The sequence below is a fragment of the Microbacterium phyllosphaerae genome (genome assembly GCF_050628115.1).
GTDB classification, from domain to species: domain Bacteria; phylum Actinomycetota; class Actinomycetes; order Actinomycetales; family Microbacteriaceae; genus Microbacterium; species Microbacterium phyllosphaerae_A.
In genome coordinates, this window is record NZ_CP192502.1 from 2,881,838 (window position 1) to 2,896,673 (window position 14,836).

A 14,836-nucleotide genomic window follows, 5' to 3' on the forward strand; every position below is an offset into this window, starting at 1 on the left:
CATCCACGACCTGCTCGTTGTCGACTCGCCTTCGTGGGTGCGCGGGCTCGCCTCGCATCGGCAGATGGGACGCCTGACGTACGACAGCACGCTCGACCCGATCATCGTCGACGACGTGACCCTCGCTCACATGAGGATCATCGTCGGAACGAAACTGCCGCGACAGGAGAGCTTCGTGATGTCCTGGACACCGGGAAGCGATTCCCGCGACGGTCGTCTGACCGCGTGGATCCATCCGAGCAACCCGCTCGGTCTGGCATTCGACAGCGCTGAGCCGATCCGAGTGGATGCCGGGCGCGTTGCCGCGATGATGAACAGCCTCAACGCTCACGGAGAACTGCCGATCGAGGAGATGTAGCGGCGCGATCGTTTCCGCTACAGGGCGATCATTCGGGTGTCAAGAGAGGCGAAGTTCTCTGCACGATCCTGAGAATGAACCGCATGAACCCCACATCCCCAGGCTCGACCGCATTTCTCTCATCCTCCGAAGCCAGACTTGCGCAGACCCTCCGCAGCATCGACTATCCGGCCACCAAAGACGATCTGCTGAGGATCGCGGTCGTCGATCATCTCGACGTGTCGACCATCGACGCAATCCACGAACTCCCTGCTCGCGACTACCACGGGGTGTCGGAGGTACTGAAGACACTCGACGCCATCTGACAGCCTCGGCACGGGCTCGAAACCGGGGAAGCCGAGTTGTCAATACCCTGCAAGCTGTTCCGCCGCTTTTCTAGCCTGGCAGCATGTCCGAGCTCACCGGTGCGCCACTGACGCTCACGTGGCCGCACGAAGCCGATACTTCGTCGCCGTCTCGAGTCGTCGAGCCTGAATCGCAGGGGGTGAATGATGGGCAGGTTCACTTATGAAGGCTTGATCCGGGTCGAGATCGAGGACCGTGCCCTGACCCATCTGCAGCTGGTGATCACCGCGAAGCTCCGCCGTGGTGAGGCCTTCAACTTCAGCTGGCGCGAGGATCAGAGCACCGAGAGAGGGCGTACAACCGTGTGGTTGCACCCTGGCAGCACGCTCGTGTATCGGTTCCTGGGCAGCAGACAGCCGTCGATCAACCGGCGATGGGTCGACGCGCTCGCATTCACTGCGAATGCCTCGACCGGGCTGTACCTGGTCGCGGAGCCGGACGATCTGGCATCGGGCGAGAAGCTCGGCGTGCCCGCCGACCTGTAGCTGAGGCAGGGATGACTCGGGCGCGGGAAGAGGTGAGGACGATGGAGATGGAAGCATGGATACTGGCTGCCAGCGCGGCGCTGTTCATCGGCGGCGTGTTGAAGGTGGTGATCCTGATGACGATCCGAGAGCGGAGAGACCGGCACGAGAATCGCCACGTCTCGTCACCCTGACTCCGGTAACCTCATGCGCATGGCCACCGCAACGACGCAGACCCCGAAACGCGAGGCATTCGGCTCGCGCAACGTCTTCATCCTCTCGGCGATCGGATCCGCCGTCGGGTTAGGGAACATCTGGCGGTTCCCCTATGTGGCGTACGAAGGCGGCGGTGGTGCTTTTCTCATCCCGTACCTCTGCGCGCTGCTGACCGCGGGAATCCCGCTCCTCTTCTTCGACTACGCGATCGGCCACCGCTTCCGTGGATCCGCTCCTCTCGCGTTCCGTCGTCTGCACCGCAGGGCAGAGCCGCTCGGCTGGTGGCAGGTGCTCATCTGCGTCGTCATCGCGGTCTACTACGCGGTGATCATCGCGTGGGCGGCCATGTACACCTGGTTCTCCGCACAGCTGACGTGGGGGCCAGGCAACGAGAACGACTTCTTCTTCATCGACTTCCTGCGGTCGGCAGACGTCGCCGATGTGGGCATCTCGACGGACTTCGTGCCGCAGGTCGGCATCCCGCTCATCGTGGTCTGGTTGATCGTGATCGTGATCATGGCGCTGGGCGTGAAGCGCGGCATCGGCCGGGCGAACATGATCCTGATGCCGCTGCTCACCGTGATGTTCGCGATCCTCGTGGTGCAGTCGCTGTTCCTGCCGGGCGCGATGGACGGTCTGAACGCCTTCTTCACCCCGAACTGGGAGGCGCTGGGCGACCCGGCCGTCTGGGCATCGGCCTACGGCCACATCTTCTTCTCGCTGTCGGTGGCCTTCGGCATCATGGTGACCTACTCGTCGTACCTGAAGCGCAAGACCGACCTCACCGGTTCCGGTCTGGTCGTCGCGTTCGCCAACTCGGGCTTCGAGATCCTTGCAGGAATCGGCGTGTTCGCGGCCCTCGGCTTCATGGCGCAGGCGCAGGGCACCGAGGTTGCAGGTGTCGCGTCGTCGGGCATCGGATTGGCCTTCATCGCCTTCCCGACGATCGTCTCGCAAGCGGCGGGTGGCTCGATCATCGGCGTCCTCTTCTTCGGAGCGCTGGTCTTCGCGGGTGTCACGTCGCTCATCTCGATCCTCGAAGTGATCGTCGCCGCACTGCAGGACAAGCTGGGCTGGGCGCGCATCCGTACGACCCTCACGGTGTCGATCCCGCTCGCCGTCATCTCGATGGCGCTGTTCTCGACGACCACAGCGCTCTCCGTGCTCGACACGGCCGATGCGTTCGTCAACGCCTTCGGGATCATGGCTGTAGCCCTCGTCGCGGTGATCGTCGTCGCGTGGCTGCTGCACAAGCTGCCGGCCCTCGTCGATCACCTCGATCGCCGATCGAGCTTCCGGGTCGGTCGGGTGTGGATGCTGCTCGTCGGCGTGCTCGCGCCGCTGGTGCTCGGCTACCTGCTCGTCACCGAGCTGATCTCGAAGATCTCCGAGCCGTACGGAGGCTATCCGGGCTGGTTCATCGGTGTGTTCGGCTGGGGCATGGTCATCGCGCTCGTCGTGATCGCACTGGTCCTGTCCGCCCTGCCCTGGAGCGGGCGCTCGCATGCCAAGGACGATCCCGAGTACGACGAGTTCCTCACCGAGGAAGAGTACGAACCGGATGCCGAGACGTCGTCGATCCCGCTGATCACGGCCCCGGAACCGGACGCGACGGCGAAGGGAGCGGGCGCATGACCACGACAGCGATCGTCATGATGATCATCGCGATGGTCACGATCTGGGGCGGCCTCGTCGCCGCCGTCGTGAACCTCGCTCGTCACCCCGAGGCAGCGGATTCGGAGCCGGCGCCGCCCGTCGAGCTCTGACCGGCTTACCCGCACGGGGAGCGGGAATCAACCCGCTCCTCACGTTCCTCGATCCTGACTACTTTCTCTTCCAGAAGCACTGGCGACGGAAGAGGAGCCCATGAGCAGGACGCGGCCGAGATTCGATATCGACGAGTGGAGCATCGGTGCCGACGGCATCGACGTCGAGAACCTCGCCCATGAGGAGTCCGTCTTCGGACTCTCGAACGGTCATGTGGGCTGGCGGGGGAACCTCGACGAAGGCGACCCGCGCGGCGTCGCGGGAAGCTATCTGAACGGTCTGTTCGAAGAGCATCCGATGCCGTATGCCGAAGAGGGATACGGCTACCCCGAGTGCGGTCAGAGCGTGATCAACGCGGCCAACGGCCAGCTCGTCCGGCTGATCGTCGGGGACGAGCCGTTCGATGTTCGACGCGGAATCCTCACGTCGCACACCCGTCGTCTCGACTTCCGTGCGGGAACTCTCGAACGCGAAGTCGACTGGACCAGTCCGACCGGCCAGCGGGTGCGGATCCGCTCGACGAGGATCGTCTCTTTCGTGCACCGCTCCGTCGCAGCGGTGCACTACCGTGTGCAGGCGCTCGGCGGTCCGACGGACGTCACCGTCATCTCCGAGCTGCTGGCGAACGAGCCGCTGCCGATCACCCACGATGACCCCAGGGTCCAGGAGCTGCTGAGCGAGCCGCTCGAGGGGGTGGCCTCGGCCGCCGACGCGGGTGCCGCCACCCTCGTGCACCGCACGAGGAAGAGCGGGCTCACGACCGCTGTCGCGATGGACCATCGCGTGAGCGGTTCTCCCCGAGGCGAGCCGAGCGTCGAGACGGACGTCGATGCGACGGGCGACCGTGCGCGCACCACGGTTCACGCATCCCTGGCTGCCGGAGAGACGCTAGAGATCGTCAAGATCGTCGGTCATGAGTTCTCGTCCGACCTGTCGACCGCCGCCCTGCGCGACCGGGCCGAGACGGCGGTCGGCGGCGCCCTGCGGGCCGGATGGGAAGCACTGGTCGCCGATCAACGGGCGCGGCTGGACGACTTCTGGGAGTGCGCCGATGTGCGGGTCGACGGCCCGGCACGGCTGCAGCAGGCTGTTCGATTCGCGCTCTTCCAGGTCTTCCAGGCGTCCGACCGCATGGAACTGCGATCCGTTCCGGGCAAGGGGCTGACCGGTTCCGGCTACGAGGGGCACACCTTCTGGGACTTCGAGGCGTTCGTGCTCCCCGTCCTCACCTCGACCCTCCCGCACGCCGCCGCACAGGCGCTGCGGTGGCGACACTCCGTGCTCGACCGCGCTCGTGACAGGGCGGCGCAATTGCATCTGAAGGGTGCCGCATTGCCGTGGCGAACCATCGACGGCAGAGAGTCGTCGGGGTACTGGCCGGCGAGCACGGCCGCGTTCCACATCAACGCCGATGTGGCCGGAGCGGTTCTGCACTACGTGAGGGCGACGGGCGATGTCGACTTCGAACGGGAGGCCGGCCTCGAGATGCTCGTCGAGACCGCTCGGCTCTGGGTCTCGCTCGGCCGGTGGGACGCGCACGGCGGCTTCCACATCGACGGCGTGACGGGCCCGGACGAGTACTCGGCCATCGCGAACGACAACGTCTTCACGAACCTCGCGGCTCAGAGGAATCTTCGAGGGGCGGCGGCCGCTGCCCGACAGCATCCGGAGGTCGCGTCGGAGCTCGAGATCGCAGACGGTGAGATCGCGCGGTGGGAACTCGCTGCCGCGGCGATGACGGTGCCCTTTGATGACGAAAAGGGCGTGCATCCGCAATCCGCCGGCTTCACCGACCTCGAACGGTGGGACTTCGAGTCGACCGCCCCGGACGAGTACCTGCTGCACGACCACTTCCCGTACTTCGATCTCTACCGCAAGCAGGTCGTGAAGCAGGCCGATCTGGTGCTCGCCCTGTTCTTCTCGCATGAGTCGTTCACCGCGGAGCAGAAGGAGCGTGCGTTCGAGTACTACGAGGCGATCACCGTGCGAGATTCATCGCTGTCGGCGGCGGCGCAGGCCGTGGTCGCCGCAGAGGTCGGCCACCTGGAACTTGCGCTGGACTATCTCGCCGAGGTTGCGACTCTCGATCTCGACGACCTTCATGGCAACACCGGTCAGGGGCTTCATGTCGCCGCACTCGCGGGAGTCTGGACGGCCATCACCGCGGGCTTCGGCGGGATGCGCGACAGCGACAGCGGCCTGCGGTTCTGCCCGCGTCTTCCGTCCGAGATCGACGGGCTCGAGTTCGGGGTGCGCATCCACGGCTGCATCCTGCGTGTCGATGTCCGCCAGGCGGAGGCCACCTATCGGCTCGCCTCGGGCGACCCGCTCACCATCACCCACTACGACGAGCAGGTGACGCTCGACGCCGGACATCCCGTCACCAGAGGGATTCCACCACTGCAGTCGCGGGGGCCGCAGCCACGGCAGCCTCGAGGACGAGCGCCCCGACCGGCGCTCGAAGCGTTCAGTGGCTGACGTGGCACAGAGAGAGGAGACAATCATGTCGGATCGAACCATCGGTCGCGCATCGATGCGAATGGCGTTCTGGTCATGGACGCTCATCATCGTGGGCGGGCTGGCGACCATGATCGCCCTGCCTGTGACGGGGAGGTGAACGAGCTGCGTCGCTTCGTCAGAGACGGGGGACTCAGCCTCGTCTTCCTCGCGATCTTCGCGCTCAGCCTGATCGGGCAGTCGATCGCAGGACACGCCTACAACAACCAGGAGCTGGCTCAGCATGGCCAGCCGCCCACCCCGTATCTGGAGTTCATCACCTCGTCGGACTTCCTCGTCGATGTGGCGGAGAACTGGCAGTCGGAGTTCCTGCAGTTCTTCCTCTTCATCCTCGCGACCATCTGGTTCATCCAGCGAGGATCACCTGAGTCCAAGAAGCCGGGCGACGAGGGAGTGGGGTCGGACGCCGATCAGCTCGTCGGAGAGCACGCGCACGTCGACTCTCCGCGCTGGGCGAAGGTGCACGGACTGCGCGGGTGGATCTACTCCAACTCGCTTCTGCTCGCGATGGGAACGATCTTCCTGCTCTCGTGGCTCGCCCAGTCGCTCGCCGGGCATGTCGTCGCCAACGAGCAGAACGCGCAGCACGGCCTGCCACCGGAGACGTGGATCGACTATGTCGTCTCGGCGGAGTTCTGGAACCGCACGCTGCAGAACTGGCAGTCGGAGTTCCTGGCCGTCGGCGCGATGGTCGCCTTCTCGATCTACCTGCGTCAGCGCGGCTCCAGCGAGTCGAAGCCCGTCGGGGTGCCGCATCACGTGAGCAGCGTCGAGTCCGAGTAGCGAGGGCCTTCTCTCGTCGATCGTCAAGCCCCTGTCTGCAGCGAAGTCGCAAGGGTTTCCTGGCACGAAACCGATCGACAGGAGCGGATGATGAAGCACGTGAAGTATGCCGAGAAGTCGGTTCTCGTGGGTGATGACGCGGCGGACACGCTGATGGACTACGCGCGAGTGCTGGCGAGCGAGGGGAGCGCCGACACGGTGACCCTGCGGGTCGTCAGCCCGGACGGGAACATCGTCGACGCATCTTTCCTGCTCACGCCGAGCACTGAGCTCATGGTCGAGTCGACCAACTCCCAGCTCGAGGAGCCGGACAACTGGGAGCCCGTGCAGGAGATGCGCGACCGCATCGCGTCGTCGCGCTCCACCGTCGTGACCGAGACGGAGCCCCCGTGGCTCCTCGAGAGCAGCGAGGAGATCTAGCCGCGCGGGGGTCAGGCCTTCCGCCACTCGTGCGACTCGATGCTCGCGCCGGCCTGCGGCCCCATCTGCAGCATCCCTCCGTCGATCACCACCGACGCCCCGGAGATGTAGGCGGCCGGAGGCGACGTGAGGAACGCGATCAGCGCAGCGACCTCGCGCGCGTCCCCCGGGCGTCCCAGCGGGATGCCGGGGCGGTCCTGCGTGTGAGGATCCACATCCGTCTGCCCGGTCATCGGGGTCGCGATCTCGCCGGGGGCGACGCTGACCGCGCTGATCCCCGCCGAGCCCAGCTCGAGGGCGAGGTTCTTCATAAGTCCGTCGAGTCCGTGCTTCGCGGCGTCGTACGCGCTCGACCCGACCATCGGCTGATGCGCGTGCACGCTGGTCACGGCGATCAGACGGCCGCCGTTGCCCGCCGCGACCATCGCGCGCGCGGCGCGCTGCAGGCAGACGAAGGCACCGGTGAGGTCGGTGTCGATGACGTGCTTCCAGTCATCCAACGCGAGGTCGAGGAACGGGGTCGACGTCCCGGTCCCCGCATTGTTCACGAAGACGTCGAGGCCGCCCAGCTCCGCGATCAGGCCGTCGATCAGGTCGCCGCACGCAGGGATGTCGGCGACGTCGAGCTGCCCTGTGATCGCGCGCGCCCCGTGGGTGCGCACCTCCTCGGCGGTCTGCTCGGCGCCCGCCTGATCGGAATGCCACGTGATCGCCACGTCCATCCCGGCGGTGGCGAGCGCCACCGCCGTGGCGCGGCCGATTCCCGAATCGCCGGCCGTGACGATCGCCCTGCGGGGTGTGTGGTCAGTCATGTCGACTCCTCTCGTCGATGAATCATCCAGGTCGCGGTCAGCCCGCCGTCTTCTCGTATGCGCGCATCGCCGCGTCCTGCGCGTCAGCCAGGGCATCCTCGATGGACTTGTCGCCGAGCAGCGCCGCAGTGATGGCGTTGTTCAGCTCGTTCTGGATCTCCTGACCGGCAGGCGACGAGCCGAACGACTCTCCGTACTCGACTACGTCGTAGTAGGTCGAGATCACCTGATCGAATCCGGCGTTGCCGCTCTCGGCGACCCACTGATCGCGGATCTCCTGGTCAGATGCCGGCGACCCGGTGAAGAGGCCGGTGTTGATGCCGCCATCCTGCTCGCGGACCTCGGCGCGCGCCTCGCCGGCCGCGTTCCAGGCCTCGTCGGAGGTGAGTTCCACCATCCAGGCGCAGGCAGCTGCGGGGTTCTCCGCACCGACCGGGATCACGAACGCCGTGCCTGACGCGACCGAGAAGGGCTCGCCGTCCGATGAGCGGAACGGGACCGCTTCGAGCTCGAGCTGGTCGACATACGGGGAGAGCACGTTGGGGTACCACTGGGCGTTGACCTGCCCGCCGACCTGCCCCGCCACGTACTGGTTGTTGTCGCCGAAGGTGTCGAAGGAGTCGGTGAAGCTCTTCACCGACGCGAATCCGCCCTGGGCGTCCGTGATCTCCTTCAGCATCTCGAGACCTGCGACGTTGCTCGGATCGTCGAGCGTGGGAGCTCCGTCTTCATCGTTGAGCTGCCCGCCCATCGCCAGCACCCAGAGCCCGCCCTGGCCGGTCGCGACCGGGTCGAAGCCCAGGCGGGTCGGCACTCCGCCCGACTCCTGGTAGATCTTCTCGATCGCTCCCATCAGGGCATCCGGCTTCGACGTATCGAACTCCTCGGCCGAGACACCGGCCTCGGCGAGCACCGCCTTGTTCAGCAGGATCGCCGGCGGCTGGTAGAACTGCGGCACGGCCCACACGCCGTCCTCGTACGTCACGTCGTCGACGACGAAGGGATACCAGTGATCCCGTGGCGAGACATTGTGCGCCTCGAAGCACGCGTCCAACGGCATGATCAGATCCTGTGCCGCATACGTCGTGACGTAGCGTCGGTCCATCTGCACGACATCGGGCACATCGCCGCTCGCGATGCGGGTGGTGAACTTCTGCGCGTCGAACGCCGTGGCGTCGAGGTCGACCTCGACATCCGAGAGCTGCTCGGCGGCATAGTCCATGCGCGAGGTGCCGACGTCATCGGCGTTCTCGAAGCCCCAGGCCTTCAGGGTTCCGGTGGCGTCCGCGCCGAAGTCGACCGACTCTGCGGCGCTCTCGCCGCTTCCCCCACCGCACCCGCTGAGCAGCAGAGCGGATGCCGTCACGGCTGCGGCGGCTCCGAGGATTCGTGTCTTCATGTCGTTCTCCATTCATGTGGGGGCGGATACCCGCCCTGCGAGATCGGGATCAGCCCTTGCGCCCCTGCGTCGCGACGCCCTCGATGAAATACCGCTGGGCGAAGGCGAAGAGCAGCAGCATCGGCAGGGTCACGATGAGCGATGCCACCATCACGTACTGGTAGTCGCCGTGACCGCCGGCGGTCGGGCTGTACTTCGTCATCGCGTAGGCGATGCCGAGAGGCGCGGTGAACTCGTCGACGGACCCGGCGTTGAGGTAGATCAGCGAAGCCTGCAGGTTGTTCCAGCTGGCCTGGAACTCGAAGAGGAACACGATCACGAACGACGGGATCGAGAGCGGCATCGCGATGCGCCAGAACAGGCCCCAGGCGCTCGCTCCGTCGAGTCGCGCAGCCTCGAACAGCTCTCGGGGAAGTCCGAGGAAGAACTGGCGCTGCAGGAAGATGTAGAAGGCGGAGCCGAACAGGTTCATACCCCACAGCGGAACCCAGGTGCCGAGCATGCCGGTCTGCTTCCAGATGAGGTAGACCGGGATCATCGTCACCGCTCCCGGCAGCATCATCGTCGCCAGCACCAGTCCGAACAGCAGCTTGCGGCCCGGGAATCGGAAGTAGGCGAACCCGAAGGCCACGATCGAGCTCGAGATGGCGACGGTGCCCGCAGCGAGCAGGGCGATGGCGACGCTGTTCCACACCCAGCTCAGCAACGGCAGCTGATTCCACACCTCGATGTAGTTCTCGGGAACGAAGGTGCGCGGGAAGAGACTGTTGTCGAACACCTCTCCCCGGGGCTTCAGGCTCGCGGCGATCAACCAGACGAAGGGGTAGAGGAACAGCAGGCCGAAGCCGATCAGAACGATCGTGAGCAGGATGCGTGCGAGCAGGCTCTTCGGTCGTGCGAGGCGTCGACGTCTGCGCGGCTGCCCGGGGGTCGTGACCGAGACCGTGTCGGTGCGGGGCTCCGGCCCGGGAGGCGGGGTGAGCGGGACAGGTCGGATCGTCGTCGACATCAGCGGTCTCCCTCGTAGTAGACGAAGCGGTTGCCGACCTTCACCTGGATGAGCGTGATCAGCATGATGATCACGAACAGCAGCCAGGCCATCGCGGCCGCGAAGCCGAAGTCGAACTGGCGGAAGGCCTGCTGGAACAGGTAGATGGCATAGAACAGCGACGCCTCGGGGGAGGCGTTGCTCTGATCTCGCCAGAAGAGCAGATAGGCCTGGTCGAAGATCTGGAAGGCCGCGATCGAGAGGACGATGACGTTGAAGAACATGGCTCCCGAGATCATTGGCAGAGTGATCGAGAAGAACCGGCGGATGGGCCCGGCCCCGTCGAGCGACGCCACCTCGTAGAGCTCGATCGGCACGTTCTTGAGCGCGGCGAGGAAGATCACCATCGTTCCGGCGACCGTCCAGAGCGTCATGATGACGATGCTCGGTTTGACCCATGCCGGGTCGACCAGCCACTGCGGCCCCGAGATGCCGAACACGCGGAGAAACTGGTTGATCGCCCCCGAGTTGCCGTTGAGCAGGAGGAAGAAGACGGCGGCCGTGGCGACGGCGGGGGTCATCTTGGGCAGGTAGTAGAGCACCCGGAAGAAGCCGGCACCGCGGCCCACCCGATTGAGCAGCAGCGCGAGGACGAGCGCGAAGATGATCTCGAGAGGCACGGCCATCACGACGTAGAACAGCGTGTTGGCGAGCGAGAGCCCGACCCGAGGGTCGTCGAAGAGCTCGGCGTAGTTGGCGATGCCGATCGGACGTGCCGAGTTGGTGGCGAGGTTGTAGTTGCTGAACGAGATGTAGAGGCTGTACGCCATCGCACCCGCCGTGAAGATCAGGAATCCCAGGATCCATGGCGAGATGAACAGGTATCCGGCCAGGACCTCACGCCTGTTGTACGGATCGCGTTGCGCGCGCTGCCGGGATGCGGTCTTCATGAGAGGAGAAGTTAGACGCGCAGGGAGAAACCGGCCCGGGGCTTGTCACCGAACGGTTGTTGTGCAACTCTCGGACTTCGTAGATGCCTCCATCGCGCCGCCCGTCGGCTGGCGGTATCGTGAAGAGCATTATGAGTGAGTCATTCGACGATGCGCTGAGCGATCTGGAGCGCTCCGGTCGTCAGCTGGACGCGCTCAGTGGTTTCTTCATCGATCGGTTCCCGGTCACGGGTGCCGCGGTCTCGACCGTAGGGGACGTGCTCGGGAGCGAGACGATCTCCGCGACCGACGACGTGGCGGCACGCCTGGATGAGCTCCAGTTCGACCTCGGTGAAGGCCCGTGCTGGGAGGCCATGCGCACCTCTGCCGCTGTCCTCGAGCCCGACTTCCGGCACCGCGGCGTCTCTCGGTGGCCCGCCTTCGCGTCGGCTGTGGAGGACGACGCGGAGGTCGCGTCGATGTTCGCCTTCCCGCTGTCGGTCGGCGAGATCAAGATGGGGGCGGTCGATCTCTACTCGGCAGAGCCGGTCGCTCTCACCCCGGGCGAGTGCACTCAGGCGCGCGCCATGGCCGACGTGGTGAGCCGGCATGTGCTGAGGGACGCTCTGTCGGCCTTCGCGGACAACGACGCGCAGACGGGAATCTACTCTCGGCGAACCGTGCACCAGGCCACGGGCATCGTCCTCGCACAGCTCGACATCGGTCCGGACGACGCGCTGCTCATGCTCCAGGCGCGGGCTTTCTCGACCGGAAAGCGCGTCATGGAGGTCGCGCAGGCGGTGGTCGACGGTACTCTCCGCTTCTCGCGCACGTCAGGCGGAATCGAGGCGGGGTCATGACCGCGCCCACGCGCGAGGCTCGGCTGCTGGAGCTCTTCGCCATGCTCGCGGACACGATGGTCGACGACTACGACGTCGTGGACCTGCTGCAGACACTCGTGGATGCGTGTCAGGAGCTGCTGGACGCGAGTGACGCCGGCATCCTTCTCGCCGACCCCGCGGGTGATCTCGAACTCGTCGCATCCACGAGCGAGGCGACGGAACTCGTCGAGGTGATCCAACTCGGTGCGGAGGCGGGACCCTGTGTCGAGTGCTTCGTGACGGGGACGGCGGTATCGGTTCCCGACATAGCCGCCGGTTCAGGGAAGTGGCCGGTGTTCCGCCAGGCGGCGCTGGAGAACGGCTTCGCGGCTATCGAGGCGATACCGATGCGGCTGCGGAACACGACGATCGGCACCCTCAACCTTCTCCGATCCGACACCGGGTCGCCGCCCGCGGAAGACCTCTCCGCGGCGCGAGCGTTCGCTGATGTGGCCACGATCGGGATCCTGCACGAGCGGAGCCTGCGAGAGCAGGAATCGCTCTCGTCCCAGCTGCAGACCGCACTGAACAGCCGGGTGATGATCGAGCAGGCCAAGGGCGTGGTCTCGTTCACTGCGGGGGTGTCGATCCCCGACGCCTTCACGCTCATGCGCACCTTCGCCCGTGATCACGGCCTGCGTCTGAGCGAGGTGGCTGAGCGCATCGTGCGCCGCGACATCAGGTTTGAATCACCCGAAGCCTGAAAACGCAAGGGGGGTCGACCTCGCGGAGGAACGGGCCTAGCGTGGAATCGCTGCCCCGGACCCGGTAGCGAATGCAACCGTCAACAGTTCCGGGAGTGATCATGAAGTCCCTCATCACCCAGGTCGGCACCTACCTGACCGGCGACGCGACCGCAGACGCGGTGCTGGAGTACTGGAAGGCCCTGGCGGAGGAGCGGCGATCGGATGTGGTCGAGATTCCGATCGGCGGCCCCGCGGGCGGTCGGTCGAGTGTGCGGGTGACGCTCGGAGCCATGCTGCCGATCGCCGTGGTGCACGCGGAGCTCTCACCGCAGATCGACGACGACGATAAGGCAGCCGCCGGGATCCGGGCTCGCGCGCACGCGCTCACGCCGACTGCGACGAGCGCATTCGACTCCGCTGACGTGCCCCAGGTGTTCGACCCGGAGTGCGAATCGGACCTGGTCTGAGCCCGCGCACGCGAGCGAGCTAGTCGCCGTCGGAGGCCCACTCCAGGCGGGAGAGAGCGCCAACATCGAGCGAGTATCGCCCGTCGATCAGAAGACAGGTCAACAGGGTGTGTCCGCATCCGCGACACAAGAGGATCACGCCGGCCGGATCCAGTTCTGCGACGGCGTCGCCGAGCACGGCTTTGCGATCGCAGCGCGTGCAAGTGGCCCGAGCACCGGTCATGTCCCTGCCGAACAGTTCGAGCAGGATCCCGCCGGCGGCGTTGCCGTCGACTCTCGTGCGATGGCCGGGGTGGGCAGCGTCCATCAGGCACCTCCGAAACGCTCGGTACGGATGCGGTCGGGCGGATGCCCCACAGCGACCAGCAGATCTGCGACCGCCTCGACGAAGCCGGTCGGCCCGCAGACGTACACCGAGGGGCGCTGCGCAGCGGGGATGGTCGAGGCCTCGAGCGTCGCGGCATCCACCCTGCCCGCGGGGCGAGCGAAGCCGACCGGTGCCGAGCGGCTGTACGCCCAGTCGACGCTGAAGGCGTCGTCGGCGAGATCGCCCAGTTCGGCCGCGTAGAACGCGTCGTCCGCGGAGCGCACCGCGTACAGGAGCCGCATCGGTGCGGAGCTGGCCGAGCGCGCATGTTCCCGGGCCATCGCGAGGAGGGGCACTATCCCTGACCCGCCCGCGATGAGCTGAACGGGCTCATGCTGGGCCGGGGTCCACACGAAGTAGGCGCCGATCGGACCGCGGACCTCCAGCTCGTCGCCGGGCCGGACATCCTCGACGAGATACGGAGAGACCTCGCCCTCCGGCACCTCGTCGACGGCCAGCTCGAGCACGTGGCCCTCCCCGGACGATGCGAGCGAGTACGACCGCACGGCCTGATAGCCGTCCTCAGCGGTCAGGCGCACATCGACGTGCTGGCCGGCGAGGTTCCCCGGCCAACCGTCGACCCGCAGGGAGAGCACCCGGCCATGCGGGGTGGCTCGTCGGACCTCGATGACACTGGCGACAAGCCACAGCGACGACGAGGTCACCAGTAACGCTCCTCTTTCCACGGATCGCCGTACATGTTGTACCCGTTCTGCTCCCAGAATCCGGGTTCGTCGTTCTCGAGCAGATCCACGCCGTGGACCCACTTCGCGGATTTCCAGAAGTAGAGGTGCGGGACGAGAAGTCGGGCGGGGCCGCCGTGCTCTGCTGCGAGGGGCTCACCCTCGAACTCGAATGCGATCCACGCCCTGCCGCCGGTCAGGTCGGCGCGGGGAACATTCGTCGTGTACCCGCCGTAGGAGAAGACCCGGGTGAAGTCGCCTTCTCCGGCACCCTGCAGCAGATGATCGAGCGAGACTCCGCGCCACTGCGTGCCCAGCTTCGACCACCGCGTCACGCAGTGGATGTCGGTGGTGATCGTATCGATCGGGAGCGCCTGCAGGTCATCCCACGACCAGGTGCGGCGAATGCCGTCGAGCCCGACGACCGCGAACTCCCAGGTGTCGGTCGCGACTCGGGGTGTCGGTCCGGCCGAGAGCACCGGGAAGTCCTCGGTGAGGTACTGACCCGGGGGGAGCCGGTCATCCGACTCGCGTCGCCGGGCGCCGAAGCCGCGGGAGATCACAGCCATGATCGCCTTCTTTCGTTGGTCCCACTCATTCCACCCGATCGATCGGGCGGTCGCCTCCTGCAGGTGTCGAACGCGGCACGCGCGGGTCGCCCCGAGTCTAGGACCGTCGGGCGCGGTGTCGCACCTGTCGTGGACGACTGGCGCACGAGAAGATGGTCGGCATGACGGCGAACGCAGATCCCGAA

The 14,836-nt window shown here is 66.2% G+C and carries 19 protein-coding genes; 12 read left to right on the plus strand and 7 right to left on the minus strand.

Annotation, left to right across the window (positions count from 1 at the left end; all coding sequences use genetic code 11):
• The first annotated feature begins 64 nt into the window (after positions 1–64).
• The 9 genes from ACQ4LY_RS13735 to ACQ4LY_RS13775 all read left to right on the plus strand — a co-directional run bounded on the left by ACQ4LY_RS13735 (position 65) and on the right by ACQ4LY_RS13775 (position 6,870).
• Complete coding sequence (locus ACQ4LY_RS13735) at positions 65–358, plus strand: hypothetical protein (RefSeq protein ID WP_431072331.1); 294 nt, start codon at positions 65–67, stop codon at positions 356–358.
• 74 nt (positions 359–432) lie between these two features.
• Positions 433–663, plus strand: coding sequence for a DUF2795 domain-containing protein (locus ACQ4LY_RS13740; protein ID WP_431072333.1), 231 nt, complete (start codon positions 433–435; stop codon positions 661–663).
• A 186-nt stretch (positions 664–849) separates the two neighbouring features.
• Complete coding sequence (locus ACQ4LY_RS13745; RefSeq protein ID WP_431072335.1) at positions 850–1,188, plus strand: ATP-dependent DNA ligase; 339 nt, start codon at positions 850–852, stop codon at positions 1,186–1,188.
• Positions 1,189–1,229: 41 nt separating this feature from the next.
• The gene (locus ACQ4LY_RS13750) at positions 1,230–1,361 is read left to right on the plus strand and encodes a hypothetical protein (RefSeq protein WP_431072337.1); all 132 of its coding nucleotides are present in this window, start codon (positions 1,230–1,232) and stop codon (positions 1,359–1,361) included.
• A 19-nt stretch (positions 1,362–1,380) separates the two neighbouring features.
• Positions 1,381–3,018 (plus strand): sodium-dependent transporter, encoded by a 1,638-nt coding sequence (locus tag ACQ4LY_RS13755; protein ID WP_431072339.1) that lies wholly within the window; start codon positions 1,381–1,383, stop codon positions 3,016–3,018.
• The gene (locus ACQ4LY_RS13760) at positions 3,015–3,149 is read left to right on the plus strand and encodes a methionine/alanine import family NSS transporter small subunit (protein ID WP_431072341.1); all 135 of its coding nucleotides are present in this window, start codon (positions 3,015–3,017) and stop codon (positions 3,147–3,149) included. The genes ACQ4LY_RS13755 and ACQ4LY_RS13760 overlap by 4 nt, the downstream gene beginning before the upstream one ends.
• Positions 3,150–3,249: 100 nt before the next feature.
• Positions 3,250–5,628, plus strand: a complete 2,379-nt coding sequence (locus ACQ4LY_RS13765; protein WP_431072343.1) for a glycoside hydrolase family 65 protein — start codon at positions 3,250–3,252, stop codon at positions 5,626–5,628.
• Positions 5,629–5,772: 144 nt separating this feature from the next.
• A complete protein-coding gene (locus tag ACQ4LY_RS13770; protein WP_295101365.1) occupies positions 5,773–6,450 on the plus strand; it encodes a DUF6766 family protein in 678 nt (225 codons plus the stop codon).
• Positions 6,451–6,540: 90 nt separating this feature from the next.
• Complete coding sequence (locus tag ACQ4LY_RS13775; protein WP_431072345.1) at positions 6,541–6,870, plus strand: hypothetical protein; 330 nt, start codon at positions 6,541–6,543, stop codon at positions 6,868–6,870.
• Positions 6,871–6,881: 11 nt separating this feature from the next.
• On the opposite strand, the gene ACQ4LY_RS13780 is transcribed toward ACQ4LY_RS13775, so the two are convergent.
• From ACQ4LY_RS13780 to ACQ4LY_RS13795, 4 genes are read right to left on the minus strand one after another with little or no spacing between them, the layout of a single operon-like run.
• Positions 6,882–7,682, minus strand: coding sequence for an SDR family oxidoreductase (locus tag ACQ4LY_RS13780; RefSeq protein ID WP_431072347.1), 801 nt, complete (start codon positions 7,680–7,682; stop codon positions 6,882–6,884).
• A gap of 37 nt (positions 7,683–7,719) precedes the next feature.
• Positions 7,720–9,081 (minus strand): ABC transporter substrate-binding protein, encoded by a 1,362-nt coding sequence (locus ACQ4LY_RS13785; protein WP_431072349.1) that lies wholly within the window; start codon positions 9,079–9,081, stop codon positions 7,720–7,722.
• Positions 9,082–9,130: 49 nt separating this feature from the next.
• Positions 9,131–10,090: a carbohydrate ABC transporter permease gene (locus ACQ4LY_RS13790; protein WP_431072351.1), complete on the minus strand. Its 960-nt coding sequence runs from the start codon at positions 10,088–10,090 to the stop codon at positions 9,131–9,133.
• Complete coding sequence (locus ACQ4LY_RS13795; protein WP_431072353.1) at positions 10,090–11,019, minus strand: carbohydrate ABC transporter permease; 930 nt, start codon at positions 11,017–11,019, stop codon at positions 10,090–10,092. Before ACQ4LY_RS13795 ends, ACQ4LY_RS13790 begins: the two co-directional genes overlap by 1 nt.
• Before the next feature lie 131 nt (positions 11,020–11,150).
• Between ACQ4LY_RS13795 and ACQ4LY_RS13800 the strand changes: the two genes are divergently transcribed.
• The 3 genes from ACQ4LY_RS13800 (at position 11,151) to ACQ4LY_RS13810 (ending at position 13,032) form a co-directional block, all read left to right on the plus strand.
• Positions 11,151–11,858 (plus strand): GAF and ANTAR domain-containing protein, encoded by a 708-nt coding sequence (locus tag ACQ4LY_RS13800; RefSeq protein ID WP_431072355.1) that lies wholly within the window; start codon positions 11,151–11,153, stop codon positions 11,856–11,858.
• Positions 11,855–12,583, plus strand: coding sequence for a GAF and ANTAR domain-containing protein (locus ACQ4LY_RS13805; protein ID WP_431072357.1), 729 nt, complete (start codon positions 11,855–11,857; stop codon positions 12,581–12,583). The genes ACQ4LY_RS13800 and ACQ4LY_RS13805 overlap by 4 nt, the downstream gene beginning before the upstream one ends.
• A 101-nt stretch (positions 12,584–12,684) precedes the next feature.
• Complete coding sequence (locus tag ACQ4LY_RS13810) at positions 12,685–13,032, plus strand: hypothetical protein (protein ID WP_431072359.1); 348 nt, start codon at positions 12,685–12,687, stop codon at positions 13,030–13,032.
• Between the two features lie 19 nt (positions 13,033–13,051).
• Here ACQ4LY_RS13810 and ACQ4LY_RS13815 read toward each other — a convergent pair whose 3' ends face one another.
• The 3 genes from ACQ4LY_RS13815 to ACQ4LY_RS13825 are packed head-to-tail and all read right to left on the minus strand — an operon-like array spanning position 13,052 to position 14,651.
• A complete protein-coding gene (locus tag ACQ4LY_RS13815; protein WP_431072361.1) occupies positions 13,052–13,339 on the minus strand; it encodes a DUF6510 family protein in 288 nt (95 codons plus the stop codon).
• On the minus strand, positions 13,339–14,064 hold the full coding sequence (locus tag ACQ4LY_RS13820) for a ferredoxin reductase (RefSeq protein ID WP_431072363.1): 726 nt from the start codon (positions 14,062–14,064) through the stop codon (positions 13,339–13,341). Before ACQ4LY_RS13820 ends, ACQ4LY_RS13815 begins: the two co-directional genes overlap by 1 nt.
• Complete coding sequence (locus tag ACQ4LY_RS13825) at positions 14,061–14,651, minus strand: sulfite oxidase-like oxidoreductase (protein ID WP_431072365.1); 591 nt, start codon at positions 14,649–14,651, stop codon at positions 14,061–14,063. The genes ACQ4LY_RS13820 and ACQ4LY_RS13825 overlap by 4 nt, the downstream gene beginning before the upstream one ends.
• Positions 14,652–14,836 lie beyond the last annotated feature (185 nt).

Bases quoted from the DNA above. Each gene is read 5' to 3' on its own strand.
- ACQ4LY_RS13780 (WP_431072347.1), bottom strand. From the start codon at position 7,682: ATGACTGACCACACACCCCGCAGGGCGATCGTCACGGCCGGCGATTCG.
- ACQ4LY_RS13805 (WP_431072357.1), top strand. From the start codon at position 11,855: ATGACCGCGCCCACGCGCGAGGCTCGGCTGCTGGAGCTCTTCGCCATG.
- ACQ4LY_RS13740 (WP_431072333.1), top strand. From the start codon at position 433: ATGAACCGCATGAACCCCACATCCCCAGGCTCGACCGCATTTCTCTCA.
- ACQ4LY_RS13750 (WP_431072337.1), top strand. From the start codon at position 1,230: ATGGAGATGGAAGCATGGATACTGGCTGCCAGCGCGGCGCTGTTCATC.
- ACQ4LY_RS13810 (WP_431072359.1), top strand. From the start codon at position 12,685: ATGAAGTCCCTCATCACCCAGGTCGGCACCTACCTGACCGGCGACGCG.
- ACQ4LY_RS13790 (WP_431072351.1), bottom strand. From the start codon at position 10,090: ATGTCGACGACGATCCGACCTGTCCCGCTCACCCCGCCTCCCGGGCCG.
- ACQ4LY_RS13755 (WP_431072339.1), top strand. From the start codon at position 1,381: ATGGCCACCGCAACGACGCAGACCCCGAAACGCGAGGCATTCGGCTCG.
- ACQ4LY_RS13760 (WP_431072341.1), top strand. From the start codon at position 3,015: ATGACCACGACAGCGATCGTCATGATGATCATCGCGATGGTCACGATC.
- ACQ4LY_RS13745 (WP_431072335.1), top strand. From the start codon at position 850: ATGGGCAGGTTCACTTATGAAGGCTTGATCCGGGTCGAGATCGAGGAC.
- ACQ4LY_RS13735 (WP_431072331.1), top strand. From the start codon at position 65: ATGGGACGCCTGACGTACGACAGCACGCTCGACCCGATCATCGTCGAC.
- ACQ4LY_RS13815 (WP_431072361.1), bottom strand. From the start codon at position 13,339: ATGGACGCTGCCCACCCCGGCCATCGCACGAGAGTCGACGGCAACGCC.
- ACQ4LY_RS13785 (WP_431072349.1), bottom strand. From the start codon at position 9,081: ATGAAGACACGAATCCTCGGAGCCGCCGCAGCCGTGACGGCATCCGCT.
- ACQ4LY_RS13775 (WP_431072345.1), top strand. From the start codon at position 6,541: ATGAAGCACGTGAAGTATGCCGAGAAGTCGGTTCTCGTGGGTGATGAC.
- ACQ4LY_RS13825 (WP_431072365.1), bottom strand. From the start codon at position 14,651: ATGGCTGTGATCTCCCGCGGCTTCGGCGCCCGGCGACGCGAGTCGGAT.
- ACQ4LY_RS13795 (WP_431072353.1), bottom strand. From the start codon at position 11,019: ATGAAGACCGCATCCCGGCAGCGCGCGCAACGCGATCCGTACAACAGG.
- ACQ4LY_RS13765 (WP_431072343.1), top strand. From the start codon at position 3,250: ATGAGCAGGACGCGGCCGAGATTCGATATCGACGAGTGGAGCATCGGT.
- ACQ4LY_RS13800 (WP_431072355.1), top strand. From the start codon at position 11,151: ATGAGTGAGTCATTCGACGATGCGCTGAGCGATCTGGAGCGCTCCGGT.